The organism is Leclercia sp. EC_58 (assembly GCF_019584355.1).
Lineage (GTDB): Bacteria > Pseudomonadota > Gammaproteobacteria > Enterobacterales > Enterobacteriaceae > Enterobacter.
This window is the reverse complement of record NZ_VDAM01000001.1, coordinates 2,460,797-2,477,799: the sequence shown is the minus strand read 5'-3', so window position 1 is coordinate 2,477,799 and position 17,003 is coordinate 2,460,797. Positions and strand designations below refer to the sequence as shown.

The following is a 17,003-nucleotide window of genomic DNA, read 5'->3' as shown; positions in this document are numbered from 1 at the left end:
ATTATTTCCCCATCCGTTCACGGCTGATGCGCGCCAGCCACTCCGACACCAGCAGCGACACCAGCGCCAGCACAATGGAGATCAGGCACAACCGTGCCGCAGCCCCCTCGCCACCCGGGGTCTGGATCAGGGTATACATGGCCGACGGGATGGTGCGTGTTTCGCCCGGAATGTTGGAAACAAAAGTGATGGTGGCGCCAAACTCCCCCAGCGAGCGGGCAAACGCCAGCACCGTGCCGACAATAATGCCCGGCAGCGTCAGGGGAAGCGTAATGGTGAAAAAGACGCGCCAGCGCCCGGCACCGAGGGTACGGGCCGCCTGTTCAAGTTTAAGATCGACTCCTTCAAGCGCCAGGCGGATCGCCCGTACCATCAGCGGGAATGACATCACCGCCGCCGCCAGCACGGCACCGCGCCAGCTGAAGGCAAAGCTAATGCCAAACCACTCATACAGGCGTTCGCCGATAAAACCGCGCCGCCCCATGGCAATCAGCAGCAGATACCCCACCACCACTGGCGGCAGCACCAGAGGCAGGTGCAAAATACTGTCGAGGAGCGCTTTGCCCGGAAACTGACAGCGAACCAGTAACCAGGCGAAAAAGACCCCAAAGGGCAAACTCAATGCAACCGCGAGGGAAGAGACTTTCAGGCTCAGCAGCACGGCCTGCCATTCGGGATCGGTCAATATCATTCGTGCGTCGTAAATCCGTAACGTTTAAAGATGGCAGACGCCTGCGGCCCCTTCAGATAATCGTAAAAGGCGCTGACGGTTGCGTTTTTATGTCCATCAATGATGGCCACAGGATATTCCACTTTCTTATGCGAGTCTTCAGGGAACGTACCCACCACTTTCACCCCTTTTTCAGCAACCGCATCGGAACCGTAGACGATCCCAAGCGGCGCTTCATTGCGCGCCACCAGCGCCAGCGCGCCGCGCACATCTTCTGCCGGTGCCAGTTCAGGTGCCAGCGTCTCCCAGGCACCCAGTTTTTGCAGCGCCTCTTTGGCGTAAATGCCTGCCGGAACGTGTTCCGGATCGCCCACCGCCAGACGCCCCCCTTTCAGCAGGCTGGTCCAGTTTGTCTCCTTGTTGATACTCACCTCGCCCTGAGTGCTGGCTTTAGGCGCCACCACAACCAGGCTGTTGCCGAGCAGGGTGACACGGCTCGCTGCATCAACCGCTTTTTTATCGACGGCGTAATCCATCCACTTTTGATCGGCCGAGATAAAGAGATCGGCAGGCGCGCCTGCTTCAATCTGTCGCGCCAGGGTGGACGAAGAAGCAAATGACGACACCACGTCGACGTTTTTCTCTTTTTTATACACCGCGGCAATATCCTGCATTGCGTTCGTCAGTGATGCAGCGGCAAAGACGGTGATCTTGCCTTCGTCTGCCAGCGCCTGGCCGGCCAGCGTGAGTGTCAGCGTCACGCCGGTAACAAATCCTGACCATGTACGTTTCATTTAAAGCTCCTGCAGAGATCGTTATATAAATCGAAATATAACGATAACCGTCAGGTTTGCCCAGCGTTAAATCGTACCGATCGGGGAGTAGATCAATTTTGTACTGAAAATAGTATCGGCGAGGAAGGGGGAAACTTGAGAGCAAAACGCCCGGCGGAACCGGGCGTTTTTAAAGGAAATTAATGCTGTTTTTTCGGCTGTTTTCTGTGGCCGACATTGGAAAAGATGTTGAACACCTCACCCAGGCCGTAGATGGCACCGAGGATGATAGCCATCACCACTGGTACCATGATCACGGCGAATACCAGACTTTTCAGCAACTCTAACATGGCTTTCTCCAGACAATGTGAATTGCCTTATTCTAACCGGAAAAGCGAGAATTACATCCCCTTTTGTGCGGTACAGTTTGCGCCGGTAACGAATTACGTCACAATACTCCTTTTGCCAGGACATTGTTATGCAGGCCGAAATTCTCCTCACCCTACGTCTTTCGCAAAAACTGTTCGCCGATCCCCGCCGCATTGCCCTGCTCAAGCAAATTGAGCAAACCGGCTCCATCAGCCAGGGGGCAAAAAACGCCGGCATTAGCTATAAAAGCGCGTGGGATGCCATCAACGAGATGAACACGCTGAGCGAACAGACCCTGGTCGATCGCGCCACCGGCGGCAAAGGCGGCGGCGGTGCCATCCTGACGCGCTACGGGCAGCGGCTGATCCAGCTCTATGACCTGCTGGCGCAGATTCAGCAAAAGGCCTTCGATGTCTTAAGCGATGATGACGCCCTGCCGCTGGACAGCCTGCTCGGCGCCATCTCGCGTTTCTCTTTGCAAACCAGCGCCCGTAACCAGTGGTTTGGCACCGTCACCGCCCGCGATGATGACCAGGTGCAGCAGCATGTCGATATTTTGCTCGCCGACGGCACCACCCGCCTGAAAGTCGCCATTACGGCCCAGAGCGGCAAGCGGCTGGGTCTGGATGAGGGCAAAGAGGTGCTGGTGCTGTTGAAAGCGCCCTGGGTCAACATCACGCTGGAGAGTGAGGCGGCAAAACAGGCGGATAACCAGCTACAGGGAGTTATCAACCATATCGACCGTGGCGACGAGCAGTGTGAAGTGCTGATGACCCTGCCCGACGGCCAGACGCTCTGCGCCACCGTACCTGCGGCCCAGAGCCAGGATTTAGAAGAAGGTGCTGAGGCGACCGCATATTTTAATGCCGACCGGGTGATTATCGCCACGTTGTGCTAAGCGCATTGACATGTGTGCCAACAGTAGGTTATCCCTGAGGCTTATTGCTGCAGAAAATGGGATAAATCATGTCATCATTGCAAATTTCGCAAGGCACGTTTCGTCTTAGCGACACGCGTACGCTCACCCTCGCTGATTTTACGTTGAATGGTGGTGAAAGCTGGGCTTTTGTGGGCAGTAACGGCAGCGGCAAATCTGCCCTCGCCCGCGCCCTGGCTGGCGAGCTGACGCTGTTGAAGGGCGAACGCCAGAGCAGTTTCACCCGCGTGACCCGCCTCTCCTTCGAGCAACTGCAGAAACTGGTCAGCGACGAGTGGCAGCGTAACAACACCGATATGCTCAGCCCCGATGAGGACGATACTGGCCGAACGGCTGCCGAAATCATTCAGGACGAGATCAAAGATGTGGCCCGCTGCCGCCAGCTGGCGGAACAGTTCGGCATCGCTCACCTGCTGGACCGACGTTTTAAATACCTCTCTACCGGCGAAACCCGCAAAACATTGCTGTGCCAGGCTCTGATGGCCGACCCCGACCTGCTGATCCTGGATGAACCTTTTGACGGCCTCGACGTGCAATCCCGCAGCCAGCTGGCGGATCTGCTGGCCTCGCTTAATCAGCAGGGCTATACCCTGGTGCTGGTCCTGAACCGTTTTGACGAGATCCCCGATTTTGTGCAAAACGCGGGGGTGCTGGCCGACTGCACCCTGACGGCGGTGGGGGATAAAGCGACCCTGCTTAACCAGGCCCTGATTGCCCAGCTTGCGCACAGCGAAAAACTGAACGGGGTTACCCTGCCCGAACCGGATGCGCCGTCTGCGCGTCACGGTTTGCCGGAGGGCGAGGCGCGGATTGTGCTGAATAACGGCATGGTCTCCTATAACGATCGTCCGATCCTCAATCAGTTAAGCTGGACGGTAAATCCCGGCGAGCACTGGCAGATTGTCGGCCCTAATGGCGCCGGTAAATCGACCCTGCTGAGCCTCATTACCGGGGATCACCCGCAGGGCTACAGCAACGATCTCACCCTCTTTGGCCGCCGTCGCGGCAGCGGCGAAACCATCTGGGATATTAAAAAACATATCGGCTACGTCAGCAGCAGCCTGCACCTCGATTACCGCGTCAGCACCACGGTACGCAACGTCATCCTGTCCGGTTATTTCGACTCCATCGGGATTTATCAGGCGGTGTCGGACCGGCAGCACAAGCTGGCGCAGCAGTGGCTGGATATTCTGGGGATGGACAACCGGGTTGCAGATGCCCCCTTCAGCAGCCTCTCCTGGGGCCAGCAGCGACTGGCGTTGATCGTGCGCGCGCTGGTGAAACACCCGACGCTGCTGATCCTCGACGAGCCGCTGCAGGGGCTGGATCCCCTCAACCGCCAGCTCATTCGCCGTTTTGTGGATGTCCTGATTAGCGAAGGTGAAACGCAGCTGCTGTTTGTTTCTCACCATGCCGAAGACGCGCCCGCCTGTATCACCCACCGCCTGGAATTTGTCGCCGACGGCGACGGCTATCGCTACCAGGTTGGCCGCATCTGACATCCTGACGGGGGCTATGCCCCCGCTCTTTTTCGGACAACCTGCAACATCCCACCCCGAGCGCTTTGATCTACAATCCTTTTTTAGCCGGAGAGCAGCTGCGTTTTGTGCAGTGTAAACGATTCCACTATTTTATCCCATGTCACACTTTCCTGCTCTCTGTTATGCTAGGATTATCTCATACCATAAGCCTAATGGAGCGAAATATGCGAGTTCTGGTAACAGGTGGTAGCGGTTACATAGGAAGTCATACCTGTGTGCAACTGCTGCAAAATGGCCATGACGTCATCATCCTTGATAACCTGTGCAACAGTAAACGCAGCGTGCTGCCGGTTATGGAGCGCCTGGCCGGTAAGCAGCCTGCTTTTGTCGAAGGCGATATTCGTAACGAAGCGCTGATGACTGAGATCCTGCACGATCACGCCATTGATACGGTGATCCACTTTGCTGGCCTGAAAGCAGTGGGCGAGTCCGTGGCGAAGCCGCTGGAATATTACGACAACAACGTCAACGGCACGCTGCGTCTGGTCTCTGCCATGCGCGCGGCGGGCGTCAAAAACCTGATCTTCAGTTCTTCCGCCACCGTCTACGGCGACCAGCCGCAAATCCCTTATGTTGAAAGCTTCCCGACCGGTACGCCGCAAAGCCCGTACGGCAAGAGCAAGCTGATGGTGGAACAGATCCTGACCGACCTGCAAAAAGCACAGCCGGATTGGAGTATCGCCCTGCTGCGCTATTTCAACCCGGTGGGTGCGCATCCGTCAGGAGATATGGGCGAAGATCCGCAGGGTATTCCTAATAACCTGATGCCGTACATTGCCCAGGTCGCGGTAGGCCGTCGTGATTCGCTGGCAGTATTCGGCAACGACTACCCTACCCCGGACGGCACCGGCGTTCGCGACTACATTCACGTGATGGATCTCGCCGACGGGCACGTGGCTGCCATGCAGCAGCTGGCTGATAAACCGGGCGTTCACATTTACAACCTCGGCGCAGGCGTCGGCAGCAGCGTGCTGGATGTGGTGAATGCCTTCAGCGCCGCCTGCGGCAAACCGGTGAGCTATCACTTTGCCCCGCGTCGCGACGGCGATCTGCCCGCCTACTGGGCCGATGCATCGAAGGCGGATAAAGAGCTTAACTGGCGTGTCTCCCGCACGCTTGACGAAATGGCACAGGATACCTGGCGCTGGCAGTCTCGCCACCCCCAGGGCTATCCGGACTAAGGACCTGTCATGACCCAATTTAACCCCGTCGATCACCCGCATCGTCGTTTTAATCCATTAACCGGGCAGTGGATCCTGGTCTCTCCGCATCGCGCCAAACGCCCCTGGCAGGGCGCGCAGGAGACCCCGTCCAGCGAGAGGCTGCCCCAGCACGATCCGGACTGTTTCCTCTGTCCGGGGAATACCCGCGTCACCGGCGATATCAACCCGGACTATAAAGGCACCTTCGTCTTTACCAACGACTTTGCCGCCCTGATGACCGATACGCCGGACGCCCCGCAGAGTGACGATCCGCTCCTGCGCTGCGAAAGCGCGCGCGGCACCAGCCGGGTGATCTGCTTCTCGCCGGATCATAGCAAAACCCTGCCGGAGCTGAGCGTAGAGGCGCTGACCGAAGTGGTGAAAACCTGGCAGGAGCAGACCGCCGAACTGGGACAGACCTATCCCTGGGTTCAGGTCTTCGAGAACAAAGGCGCGGCGATGGGCTGCTCCAACCCGCATCCCCACGGCCAGGTGTGGGCCAATAGCTTCATGCCTAACGAAGTGGAGCGGGAAGATCGGTTGCAAAAAGCCTATTACGCTGAGCAACAGTCGCCCATGCTGCTGGACTATGTTCAGCGCGAGCTGGCTGATGGCAGCCGCACCGTCGTGGAAACCGAACACTGGTTAGCGGTGGTGCCATACTGGGCGGCATGGCCATTCGAGACCCTGCTGCTGCCGAAAGCCCACGTTCTGCGGTTAACCGATCTGAGCGACGTCCAGCGCAGCGATCTGGCGCTGGCGCTGAAAAAACTGACCAGCCGCTATGACAATCTGTTCCAGTGCTCCTTCCCCTATTCCATGGGCTGGCACGGCGCACCGTTTAACGGCGAAGAGAATCAACACTGGCAGCTGCACGCCCACTTCTATCCGCCGCTGCTGCGCTCCGCCACCGTACGTAAGTTTATGGTGGGCTACGAGATGCTGGCAGAAACCCAGCGTGACCTGACGGCGGAGCAGGCCGCAGAGCGTCTGCGTGCAGTGAGTGATGTCCATTTTCGCGAATCCGGAGAATAACAATGAGTCTGAAAGATAAAACCCACGCCCTGTTTGCTGAAAAATTTGGTTATCCCGCCACTCACGCAATCCAGGCGCCAGGCCGCGTTAACCTCATCGGCGAACATACCGACTACAACGACGGTTTTGTCCTGCCCTGCGCCATTGATTACCAGACGGTGATCAGCTGCGCGAAACGCAACGACCGCAAGGTGCGCGTGATGGCAGCGGATTATGACAACCAGATCGACGAATTTTCGCTGGATGAGCCGATTGTTGCCCACGACAGCCAGCAGTGGTCTAACTACGTCCGCGGCGTGGTGAAGCATCTGCAAAAACGTAACAAGGAGTTTGGCGGCGCGGATCTGGTGATCAGTGGCAACGTCCCACAGGGTGCGGGCCTGAGCTCCTCCGCCTCACTGGAAGTGGCCGTCGGCACGGTCTTCCAGCAGCTCTATCACCTGCCGCTGGATGGCGCGCAGATTGCCCTTAACGGCCAGGAAGCAGAGAACCAGTTCGTCGGCTGTAACTGCGGCATCATGGATCAGCTGATCTCGGCGCTGGGCAAAAAAGGCCACGCGTTACTGATCGACTGCCGCTCGCTGGGCACCAAAGCGGTCAGCCTGCCGAAAGGCGCGGCGGTGATCATCATCAACAGTAATTTCAAACGCACCCTGGTGGGCAGCGAGTACAACACTCGCCGTGAGCAGTGTGAAACCGGCGCGCGCTTCTTCCAGCAGTCTGCACTGCGTGATGTCTCGCTCACCGAGTTCAATAAAGTGGCCCACGAGCTGGACCCGGTAGTGGCAAAACGTGTTCGTCACGTCCTGACCGAAAACGCCCGTACCGTAGAAGCAGCAGCTGCGCTGGAGAAAGGCGATCTGCAACGGATGGGTGAGCTGATGGCCGAGTCGCATGCCTCTATGCGCGACGACTTCGAAATCACCGTGCCACAGATCGACACCCTGGTTGAGATTGTGAAATCCGCCATTGGCGATCAAGGCGGTGTGCGTATGACCGGCGGCGGCTTCGGCGGCTGCGTGGTGGCGCTGGTACCGGAGGAACTGGTGCCGGTTGTTCAGCAAGCCGTGGAACAACAGTATGAAGCCAAAACCGGTATCAAAGAGACTTTCTATGTTTGTAATGCATCACAAGGAGCTGGCCAGTGCTAAACGAAACACCTGTTCTCGCCCCTGACGGCCTGCCGTATCGCCTGATCACCCTGCGCAACGAAGCAGGGATGGTCGTCACGCTGATGGACTGGGGTGCGACGCTGCTCTCCGCCCGCGTCCCGATGACCGACGGCAGCGTCCGCGAAACCCTGCTCGGCTGTGCCTCGCCTGAGCAGTATGTGGAGCAAACGGCCTTCCTGGGCGCCTCGGTAGGCCGTTATGCCAACCGTATCGCCAAAAGCCGCTTTGAACTGGACGGCGTGCGCTATGACCTGCTGCCAAGCCAGGGCGAAAACCAGCTGCACGGCGGCCCGAATGGATTTGATAAACGTCGCTGGCGCATTATGCAGCAGAACGACGCCGAAGCGCTGCTGGCGCTCGACTCGCCGGACGGCGATCAAGGTTTTCCGGGTAACTGTGCGGCGAGTGTGCGTTACCGCTTAACGGATGATAACCGTATCGCCATTGAGTATCGCGCCACCGTGGATAAGCCCTGTCCGGTCAACCTGACCAACCACGCTTATTTCAACCTCGACGGCAGCTGCAGCGACGTGCGCCAGCACCGCCTGCAACTGCTGGCGCAACGCTATCTGCCTGTGGATGAGATGGGGATCCCGCAGGAAGGGTTAAAAGACGTTGCCGGTACCAGCTTTGATTTCCGCACCACCAAAGCCATCAGCCAGGATTTCCTTGCGGATGACCACCAGCGCAAGGTGAACGGTTACGATCATGCTTTCCTGCTTGATGCCCAGGGCGATCTGAACCAGCCCGCGGCGCATCTTTGGTCTGCCGATGAAAAGCTGCAGATGACGGTCTATACCACCGCCCCTGCCCTGCAATTCTATTCTGGCAACTTCCTCGAAGGTACCCCGGCGCGCGAAGATGGAGAATACCGGGCCTGGCAAGGTCTGGCGCTGGAGAGTGAGTTCTTACCCGACAGCCCGAATCACGCGGAATGGCCGCAGCCTGACTGCATACTGCGCCCTGGCGAAGAGTACATCAGCGTCACCGAATATCACTTTATTGCGCAATAAAAATGAGCCCTCCTGCCGGAGGGCTTTTTTTATCCATCTTGCTGAAAATAGCGCCAGTTACGGACAAAATCACAACCCCTCATTCACAAGCATCTTACACTGCGACACTATTTTCGCTATGGTTAGGGTTAAGCGTTGCCCGCGGCTCAGCCGCAGCAATATAATGAGAATTGTTATCATTCAAATAATGCTTGTTCTGGAGGAGTAAAATATGGCTGTAACTAAGCTGGTTCTGGTACGTCATGGCGAAAGCCAGTGGAACAACGAAAACCGTTTTACCGGTTGGTATGATGTTGACCTGTCCGAAAAAGGTGTTGGCGAAGCGAAAGCAGCGGGCAAACTGCTGAAAGACGAAGGCTTCAGCTTCGATTTTGCTTATACCTCCGTGCTGAAACGTGCCATCCATACCCTGTGGAACGTGCTGGATGAACTGGATCAGGCCTGGCTGCCGGTTGAGAAGTCCTGGAAGCTGAACGAGCGTCACTACGGCGCGCTGCAGGGTCTGAACAAAGCCGAAACCGCAGAGAAATACGGTGACGAGCAGGTTAAACAGTGGCGTCGCGGCTTCGCGGTCACCCCACCAGAGCTGACCAAAGATGACGAGCGTTACCCGGGCCACGATCCGCGTTACGCGAAACTGACCGATGCTGAACTGCCAACCACCGAAAGCCTGGCGCTGACCATCGATCGCGTTGTTCCTTACTGGAACGAAACTATTCTGCCACGCCTGAAAAGCGGTGAGCGCGTCATCATCGCTGCGCACGGTAACTCCCTGCGCGCGCTGGTGAAATACCTGGACAACATGGGTGAAGACGAGATCCTCGAGCTGAACATCCCAACCGGCGTGCCGCTGGTGTACGAGTTCGACGAAAACTTCAAACCAATCAAGCACTACTATCTGGGTAACGCTGACGAAATCGCGGCTAAAGCTGCGGCCGTTGCGAACCAGGGTAAAGCCAAGTAATAAAAAAGCCCGGTCGCGATGACCGGGCTCTGTGTTCTGAATGCCGGATGCTTATCCGGCATTTTTTTTAGCCGCGACGGGCTTTCACCGCATTCGCCAGCTGGCGCAGCACCGTTTCGGTATCGTCCCAGCCGATGCAGGCATCAGTGACGCTCTTACCGTAAACCAGCGGCTCGCTGCCTTCCAGATTCTGATTGCCTTCCACCAGGTGGCTTTCAATCATCACGCCGATAATCGCCTTTTCACCGCCGGCAATCTGCTGGCAGACATCGGTGCCTACATCCATCTGCTTTTTGAACTGCTTGCTGGAGTTGGCATGGCTGAAGTCGATCATCACCTGCGCCGCCAGACCGGCTTTTTCCAGGCCCGCCTTCACTTCGGCGACGTGCGCCGCGCTGTAGTTAGGCTCTTTGCCGCCGCGCAGAATGATATGGCAGTCGCCGTTCCCGCTGGTGTTCACAATGGCGGAGTGACCCCATTTGGTGACGGAGAGGAAGCAGTGCGGCGCCCCGGCAGCATTGATGGCGTCGATCGCCACTTTGATGGTGCCATCGGTGCCATTTTTAAAGCCCACCGGGCAGGAGAGCCCTGACGCCAGCTCGCGGTGAACCTGAGACTCGGTGGTACGCGCGCCAATAGCGCCCCAGCTCATCAGGTCAGCGAGATATTGCGGGGTGATCATATCGAGGAACTCACCCGCCGCAGGCAGACCGCTGTCGTTGATGTCCAGCAGCAGCTTACGGGCGATGCGCAGGCCGTCGTTGATCTGGAAGCTGCCATCCATATGCGGATCGTTAATCAGCCCTTTCCAGCCTACGGTGGTGCGTGGCTTTTCAAAGTAGACGCGCATGACGATTTCCAGCTCATCCTTCAGCGCTTCGCGCAGGGTCAGCAGTCGCGCCGCATACTCTTTTGCCGCCGCAGGATCGTGAATGGAGCACGGACCGATCACCACCAGAAGACGATCGTCATTACCTTTCAGGATCTTGTGGATCGCTTTACGGGCATGAGAAACGGTGTTGGCGGCGTTTTCGGTGGCGGGAAACTTCTCAAGGAGCGCTACAGGAGGTAATAACTCGTTGATCTCTTTAATACGTAAATCGTCATTCTGATAATTCATGTTCGTTCCAGCGTTGCCATACTTTTATAAATGAATGCAATCCATCCAATCTATCTTGTCAGTCAGGAAGTGTAAACTCACTTTTACACTAGGCACAGATAAATCCTGGAATTCGCTTAAAAAACGCAACAAAGTAGCGAAAAACGAGATACACCCTAAACTTTTTAACTGTATGCACTGCATTTATAAACTTTATCGCGATTCCATACTGACCTAAGTAGGGATCATGGCATCTTTAACCACTGAGCAGTATATCGATTTCGCATATGCACTGTGGAAAGAAGTTATCCAGAACATAACGACCAGAACAGGAGCAGCATGATGAAAATGACTAAACTCGCAACCCTTTTCCTGACAGCTTCGCTCACGATGGCGAGCGGTGCAGCCCTGGCTGCTGATAGCGCCACCGGCTCTAACACCAATAATGGCCAGGCGAATGCCGCCGCTGATGCAGGGGCCGTTGCGCCTGATGCACGCCAGAATATTGCTCCAAACAATACCGGCAACAGCCAGATTAACACGGGTTCTGGTACAACCGGCACCACCGGCACTACCGGTACCGGCACAACAGGTACGGGTACAGGGACTGGCACAGGTTCTATGCTGAACTCAGATGGTACGAACTCCGGCAGCACCGGGGTGACCAATGGTACCGGCAACAGTTCAACCACTGGCGGCACTAACTCAGTCATGGGTAATGATGACCCAAGTAAGATGGGTAATGACGGCATGACCAAAGACGATCAGCACAAGAATTCAATGTGTAAAGACGGTAAATGCCCGGATCAATCCGGCAAAGTTGATTCCGAAAGAACCCCGCAAGAACAAAAAACTGACGGCACTACTCAGTAATTAAGGGTAATGCAGTTATGATGAAGGAGAGCTACGGCTCTCCTTTATTTTTTGTGCAAAATGTTAAAAACTCTACACTTACAATAATAATTTACCGGGAAAGTATTCATGGCGCACTCCCACTCGCACGCCCCTTCTTCACAGGATGAAAATGCTAAACGCTTAACGCTGGCGTTCGGCGTCACCGCCACCTTTATGGTCATTGAGGTGATTGGCGGGTTGGTTTCCGGCTCGCTGGCGCTGCTGGCCGATGCGGGTCATATGTTAACGGACGCCGCTGCGCTGCTGTTTGCGCTGCTGGCGGTGGTATTCGCCCGCCGCCCGCCAAGCCACGGACGCACCTTTGGCTGGCTACGTCTCACGACCCTCGCCGCCTTCGTCAACGCCATCGCGCTGGTCTTGATCACGATTTTAATCGTCTGGGAAGCCTTCCAGCGTTTCCGCCATCCGCAGCCTGTCGCGGGTGTCACCATGATGGTGGTGGCCGTGGCCGGGCTTATCGCTAATATCCTGGCGTTCTGGATTTTGCATCGCGGCAGTGGAGAAAAGAATCTCAACGTGCGGGCAGCAGCGCTGCATGTGCTGGGGGATCTGCTGGGGTCGGTGGGGGCCATCGTTGCGGCGCTGGTGATCCTCTGGACCGACTGGACGCCCATCGACCCGATATTGTCGATTCTGGTCTCGTGCCTGGTGTTACGCAGTGCCTGGCGGCTTCTGCAGGAGAGCGTCAATGAGCTGCTGGAAGGGGCCCCGGCGACGCTGGATATCCCGGCGCTGAAGCGCAACTTAACGCGCTCCATTCCTGAAGTGCGCGATGTGCATCATGTACACGTCTGGATGGTGGGAGAAAAACCGCTGATGACGCTGCATGTTCAGGTTATCCCGCCTCACGATCATGATGCGTTACTGGGGCGTATTCAGCACTTTCTGGAGCACCATTACGCCATTGCGCACAGCACCATTCAGATGGAATACACCCCCTGTAACGGACCGGACTGCCACCTCAATGAGATCCCGTCCGGTCACGCCCATCATCACCATTAACGTGCCAGCGCGTGTGAACCCCGTTCACGCGCGCTGTTAATCCACATCCTGCTACCGTTCAGGGCGATGAAGGTGAGGATCATGTACTCCAGCGACATGGCGTAGACGCCCTGCAGGGCAAAGATCGCCACGCTTATCACGTTAATAATCACCCACAGCAGCCAGTTTTCGACATATTTACGGGTCATTAGGATCATGGCAGCAATCGACAGAACCATCATGCATGAATCCCAGAACGGGAAGGCGTCAGGCTGCAGCTCTGGCATGGTGACATTCAGCCCCAGGGTATTCATCACCGAGACCGCTACGCGGGTCAGGAAGGCGAACACCGGGTCGATATAGACCGTCATCAGGCCAATGGCTACCACGCAGGCAGCCAGCCAGCCGATTGCCTTCGGCAATGGTAGCCAGCGGATCTGCAGTTCCGCCTCCTGCTGGCTGTTCTGCCGGGACCAGGCGTACCAGCCGTAGATATTGGCTCCAAAGAAGAACAGCTGCAGCAGCAGGCTGGCATACAGCTGGATCTGGAAGAAGATAATGGCGAACAGCGTAACGTTCACCAGGCCAAACGCGTAGTTGACGATTTTCTCCAGACTGGCGAGCCAGATACAGAGCAGACCTGCAATCGTCCCGACCGCTTCAATCCATGACAAGTCATAGCCGCCAGCGCCAATCGGTATATGTACCAGAATGTTTTGCGTGCTAAAAAAATCCATCTTTTCCCCTGAGCGTTACGTTTACGTGGTTTAAGGACGTAGTGTAGCCGCAAAATTCAGCATTCGGTTAAGCGGAATTAACGCCCCCTCTCGCAGCGCGGCATCAACATGGATTTCATGGGTGACTCCGCCCGTCTCCAGACCGTCTGCAATCGCTTTGAGCCCGTTCATGGCCATCCACGGACAGTGCGCGCAGCTGCGACAGGTTGCCCCCTCGCCTGCGGTCGGTGCTTCCAGCAGCTCTTTCTCTGGCACCGCCTGCTGCATTTTGTAGAAGATGCCGCGATCGGTCGCCACAATCAACTGGCGATGCGGCAGCCTCTTCGCGGCAGCGATCAGCTGGCTGGTTGAGCCGACGGCATCCGCCATATCAACGATCGCCTGCGGGGATTCCGGGTGAACCAGAATGGCCGCATCCGGGTAGAGCCCCTTCATGCGCGCCAGTGCCTGCGTTTTGAATTCATCATGGACGATACAGGCGCCCTGCCAGCAGAGAATATCCGCTCCGGTCTGTTTCTGGACGTAATTGCCAAGATGTCTATCCGGTGCCCAGATAATCTTCTCGCCCAGACTGTCGAGATGCTCGATCAGTTCAACGGCGATACTGGAGGTGACAACCCAGTCGGCGCGTGCTTTAACCGCCGCAGAGGTATTGGCGTAGACGACGACCGTTCTGTCAGGGTGGGCATCACAGAAGGCGGTAAACTCGTCGATCGGACAGCCCAGATCGAGCGAGCACTCCGCATTCAGGGTCGGCATCAGAATCGTTTTTTCCGGGCTGAGGATTTTGGCCGTTTCGCCCATAAAACGGACCCCGGCCACCAGCAACGTCGAAGCAGGATGCTTAGCACCAAAGCGCGCCATCTCCAGCGAGTCCGAGATACAACCGCCCGTCTCTTCTGCAAGCTGCTGAATTTCAGGATCGGTATAGTAATGGGCCACCATAACCGCATCACGCTCTTTGAGCAGACGCTTAATTTTCTCACGGTAAAACTGCTTTTCGTCCAGGCTCAGCGGGGCAGGCTTTGGTGGGAAAGGATAGATAGCGGCTTCTGGATCAAACATCACACTCATTTTGGCTTCTCGTTTTACAGGCTTAACAAATTTGCCATGCTTTAGCGATGATAACCAAAGTGACGGCAATTGTGTTTTGTATACTAAACAAGATAGCGAATCTGAGAGGGAAAGTCACATCAAAAAGCGTGCGGGCAGCATTTGTCGGGTGGCGCTTCGCTTACCCGACCTACGTAAACCCGCGCATTTTTAATTCTGGAATAACAGATAGCAAAAAGGCGCCTTTAGGGCGCCTTTTTACATTGGTGGGTCGTGCAGGATGACTCGGCTTCGCCTCGCCCTTCGGGCCGTTGCTAAAGCAACGTTATCCTTCACGTTTACTATCTGAGTACGATAGTAAAATTGGTGGGTCGTGCAGGATTCGAACCTGCGACCAATTGATTAAAAGTCAACTGCTCTACCAACTGAGCTAACGACCCCTTGCGGGATGTACTGCTTTTCTTCGAAGTGGTGGGTCGTGCAGGATTCGAACCTGCGACCAATTGATTAAAAGTCAACTGCTCTACCAACTGAGCTAACGACCCATTCGGGTGCTGACTTCGAAGATTATTACTCGGTACCAATTTAAAATTGGTGGGTCGTGCAGGATGACTCGGCTTCGCCTCGCCCTACGGGCCGTTGCTGACGCAACGTTATCCTTCACGTTTACTATCTGAGTACGATAGTAAAATTGGTGGGTCGTGCAGGATTCGAACCTGCGACCAATTGATTAAAAGTCAACTGCTCTACCAACTGAGCTAACGACCCGAGTGGTGGGTGATGACGGGATCGAACCGCCGACCCCCTCCTTGTAAGGGAGGTGCTCTCCCAGCTGAGCTAATCACCCGATACTACGCTGGATACTACTTACTACTTAGTTAGTGGTGGGTCGTGCAGGATGACTCGGCTTCGCCTCGCCCTACGGGCCGTTGCTGACGCAACGTTATCCTTCACGCTAACCTACTGCTTTCTACTTAAGTAGTGGTGGGTCGTGCAGGATTCGAACCTGCGACCAATTGATTAAAAGTCAACTGCTCTACCAACTGAGCTAACGACCCACTATTTCGGCTGCTTCTGGGGTGTTTGATATCCCTTGGCAACGGCGGCATATATTACTGATTTAAGAATTCTGCGCAACTAAAATTTTGATGAATATCACTTAACTGCTTACGAATTATGCGGCAAGACCAGAAATAAAGCGATTTCTGGTCATGCGGCAATCATCCCATCGCAGTAAGGCGTTTTTGCGCTTGTTTTGCCCCTTCGGTGCCCGGGAACTTTGTGACTACCTGCTGGAAAACGGCTTTCGCTTTTGCGGTGTCGCCTTTGTCCTGCATGATCACACCGACCTTATACATCGCGTCAGGTGCTTTCGGTGATTTCGGGTAATTTTTAACGACTGAGGCAAAATAGAATGCCGCATCGTCTTTTTTACCCTTGTTGTAATTCAACTGTCCCAGCCAGTAATTTGCGTTTGGCTGATAAGTCGAATCCGGGTATTTCTTCACGAAGTTCTGAAACGCCGCCATCGCCTCGTCCTGGCGCGAGTTATCCTGCACCAGGGCAATTGCCGCATTGTAATCAGTATTCGCATCACCGCTCTGCACAGGCGCAGCGGTCGAGGCTGATGTGTCAGCCTGAGGCGTTGCCGCAGCACCCTGATCCCCTGCTGCCGGTTGCGCTGCTGCGCCGCCATTATTCAGGTTATCAATCTGCAACATGATCTGCTTCTGACGCTCCACAACCTGATTGAGCTGATACTGGCTTTCCTGGATCTGTCCGCGCAGTGAGTCAATATCGGTTTGGTTGTCAGAGAGCTGCTGCTGAAGTTGGGTTAAAAGCTGGCTGTGAGCATTAGAAATACGCTCGAGTTGGGTGACCCGGTCTTCTACCGAGCCTGAGCCGACACTACTGATTGGTGCCTGAGCAAAAGCGGCCCAAGGGGCCGCTATACCAACCAGTAACGACAGACTCAACAGATGATGTCTGAAGTTACTGCTCATGCAATTCTCTTAGTAAACCAGTACGGCACGACGGTTTTTGGAGTAAGCCGCTTCGTCGTGGCCCAGTACTGCAGGTTTTTCTTTACCGTAAGAAACGATGGAGATCTGGTCAGCAGAAACGCCTTTACCCTGCAGGTACATTTTAACGGCGTTAGCACGACGCTCACCCAGGGAGATGTTGTACTCAGGAGTACCACGTTCGTCCGCGTGACCTTCTACGGTGACTTTGTAAGACGGGTTGCTACGCAGGAAGTTAGCGTGCGCATCCAGCATCGCAGCGAAGTCAGAACGGATGTCGAACTTGTCCAGATCGAAGTAAACAATGTTGTTCTGCTGCAGCTGTTGCATCTGAAGACGCGCCTGCTCTTCAGAAGACATATTGCCGTTGCCGTTTGCGTCCATACCGGTGCCGGCACCCATCATGCCTTCGCCGCTCTGGTCGTTGCTGGCGTTCTTGTTAGAAGAACACGCTGCGATTGCCATAACAGGCAGAGCGATCATCAGCCCTTTCAGCACTTTGTTCAGTTGCATTTCTATGA

Annotated in this window: 17 protein-coding genes and 5 tRNA genes; 9 read left to right on the top strand and 13 right to left on the bottom strand. The window is 55.7% G+C overall.

Annotation, left to right across the window (positions count from 1 at the left end):
- Window position 1 precedes the first annotated feature (1 nt).
- From modB to FHC51_RS12140, 3 genes are all read right to left on the bottom strand, one after another.
- A complete protein-coding gene (gene modB / locus FHC51_RS12150; RefSeq protein ID WP_114315587.1) occupies window positions 2-691 on the bottom strand; it encodes a molybdate ABC transporter permease subunit in 690 nt (229 codons plus the stop codon).
- Entirely contained in the window at window positions 688-1,464 is a 777-nt protein-coding gene (gene modA, locus FHC51_RS12145; RefSeq protein WP_220435632.1) for a molybdate ABC transporter substrate-binding protein, read from the bottom strand. Before modA ends, modB begins: the two co-directional genes overlap by 4 nt.
- A 179-nt stretch (window positions 1,465-1,643) precedes the next feature.
- A complete protein-coding gene (locus tag FHC51_RS12140; protein WP_103178743.1) occupies window positions 1,644-1,793 on the bottom strand; it encodes an AcrZ family multidrug efflux pump-associated protein in 150 nt (49 codons plus the stop codon).
- A gap of 128 nt (window positions 1,794-1,921) precedes the next feature.
- On the opposite strand from FHC51_RS12140, the gene modE reads away from it, so the two are divergent.
- The 7 genes from modE (at window position 1,922) to gpmA (ending at window position 9,676) form a co-directional block, all read left to right on the top strand.
- The gene (gene modE / locus FHC51_RS12135) at window positions 1,922-2,710 is read left to right on the top strand and encodes a molybdenum-dependent transcriptional regulator (protein WP_114315590.1); all 789 of its coding nucleotides are present in this window, start codon (window positions 1,922-1,924) and stop codon (window positions 2,708-2,710) included.
- Window positions 2,711-2,778: 68 nt separating this feature from the next.
- A complete protein-coding gene (gene modF, locus FHC51_RS12130; protein WP_220435631.1) occupies window positions 2,779-4,248 on the top strand; it encodes a molybdate ABC transporter ATP-binding protein ModF in 1,470 nt (489 codons plus the stop codon).
- 206 nt (window positions 4,249-4,454) lie between these two features.
- Window positions 4,455-5,471, top strand: a complete 1,017-nt coding sequence (gene galE / locus FHC51_RS12125) for a UDP-glucose 4-epimerase GalE (RefSeq protein ID WP_220435630.1) — start codon at window positions 4,455-4,457, stop codon at window positions 5,469-5,471.
- 9 nt (window positions 5,472-5,480) lie between these two features.
- The gene (gene galT, locus FHC51_RS12120) at window positions 5,481-6,527 is read left to right on the top strand and encodes a galactose-1-phosphate uridylyltransferase (RefSeq protein ID WP_220435629.1); all 1,047 of its coding nucleotides are present in this window, start codon (window positions 5,481-5,483) and stop codon (window positions 6,525-6,527) included.
- 2 nt (window positions 6,528-6,529) lie between these two features.
- Window positions 6,530-7,678, top strand: a complete 1,149-nt coding sequence (gene galK, locus FHC51_RS12115) for a galactokinase (RefSeq protein WP_220435628.1) — start codon at window positions 6,530-6,532, stop codon at window positions 7,676-7,678.
- The gene (galM, locus tag FHC51_RS12110; protein ID WP_220435627.1) at window positions 7,672-8,712 is read left to right on the top strand and encodes a galactose-1-epimerase; all 1,041 of its coding nucleotides are present in this window, start codon (window positions 7,672-7,674) and stop codon (window positions 8,710-8,712) included. Before galK ends, galM begins: the two co-directional genes overlap by 7 nt.
- A gap of 211 nt (window positions 8,713-8,923) precedes the next feature.
- A complete protein-coding gene (gpmA, locus tag FHC51_RS12105; RefSeq protein WP_103823548.1) occupies window positions 8,924-9,676 on the top strand; it encodes a 2,3-diphosphoglycerate-dependent phosphoglycerate mutase in 753 nt (250 codons plus the stop codon).
- Between the two features lie 67 nt (window positions 9,677-9,743).
- On the opposite strand, the gene aroG is transcribed toward gpmA, so the two are convergent.
- Window positions 9,744-10,796 (bottom strand): 3-deoxy-7-phosphoheptulonate synthase AroG, encoded by a 1,053-nt coding sequence (aroG, locus tag FHC51_RS12100; RefSeq protein WP_103178735.1) that lies wholly within the window; start codon window positions 10,794-10,796, stop codon window positions 9,744-9,746.
- Window positions 10,797-11,117: 321 nt separating this feature from the next.
- Between aroG and FHC51_RS23235 the strand changes: the two genes are divergently transcribed.
- The gene (locus FHC51_RS23235; RefSeq protein ID WP_114387639.1) at window positions 11,118-11,648 is read left to right on the top strand and encodes a protein YbgS; all 531 of its coding nucleotides are present in this window, start codon (window positions 11,118-11,120) and stop codon (window positions 11,646-11,648) included.
- 108 nt (window positions 11,649-11,756) lie between these two features.
- Window positions 11,757-12,692 (top strand): CDF family zinc transporter ZitB, encoded by a 936-nt coding sequence (zitB, locus tag FHC51_RS12090; RefSeq protein WP_220435626.1) that lies wholly within the window; start codon window positions 11,757-11,759, stop codon window positions 12,690-12,692.
- Here zitB and pnuC read toward each other — a convergent pair.
- From pnuC to pal, 9 genes are all read right to left on the bottom strand, one after another.
- Entirely contained in the window at window positions 12,689-13,408 is a 720-nt protein-coding gene (gene pnuC, locus FHC51_RS12085) for a nicotinamide riboside transporter PnuC (protein ID WP_220435625.1), read from the bottom strand. The genes zitB and pnuC overlap by 4 nt on opposite strands.
- 30 nt (window positions 13,409-13,438) lie before the next feature.
- Window positions 13,439-14,482 carry a quinolinate synthase NadA gene (gene nadA, locus FHC51_RS12080; protein ID WP_220435624.1) on the bottom strand — a complete coding sequence of 348 codons (1,044 nt, stop codon included), beginning with the start codon at window positions 14,480-14,482 and terminating at the stop codon, window positions 13,439-13,441.
- A gap of 343 nt (window positions 14,483-14,825) precedes the next feature.
- Window positions 14,826-14,901 (bottom strand) — tRNA-Lys (locus FHC51_RS12075).
- Window positions 14,902-14,930: 29 nt separating this feature from the next.
- Window positions 14,931-15,006: transfer RNA gene (locus FHC51_RS12070), tRNA-Lys, on the bottom strand.
- Between the two features lie 147 nt (window positions 15,007-15,153).
- A tRNA-Lys gene (locus FHC51_RS12065) sits at window positions 15,154-15,229 on the bottom strand.
- A gap of 3 nt (window positions 15,230-15,232) precedes the next feature.
- Window positions 15,233-15,308, bottom strand: a tRNA-Val gene (locus FHC51_RS12060).
- A 135-nt stretch (window positions 15,309-15,443) separates the two neighbouring features.
- Window positions 15,444-15,519 (bottom strand) — tRNA-Lys (locus FHC51_RS12055).
- Window positions 15,520-15,681: 162 nt separating this feature from the next.
- The gene (cpoB, locus tag FHC51_RS12050; protein WP_220435623.1) at window positions 15,682-16,464 is read right to left on the bottom strand and encodes a cell division protein CpoB; all 783 of its coding nucleotides are present in this window, start codon (window positions 16,462-16,464) and stop codon (window positions 15,682-15,684) included.
- 9 nt (window positions 16,465-16,473) lie between these two features.
- Window positions 16,474-16,995, bottom strand: coding sequence for a peptidoglycan-associated lipoprotein Pal (gene pal / locus FHC51_RS12045; protein WP_032617096.1), 522 nt, complete (start codon window positions 16,993-16,995; stop codon window positions 16,474-16,476).
- Window positions 16,996-17,003 lie beyond the last annotated feature (8 nt).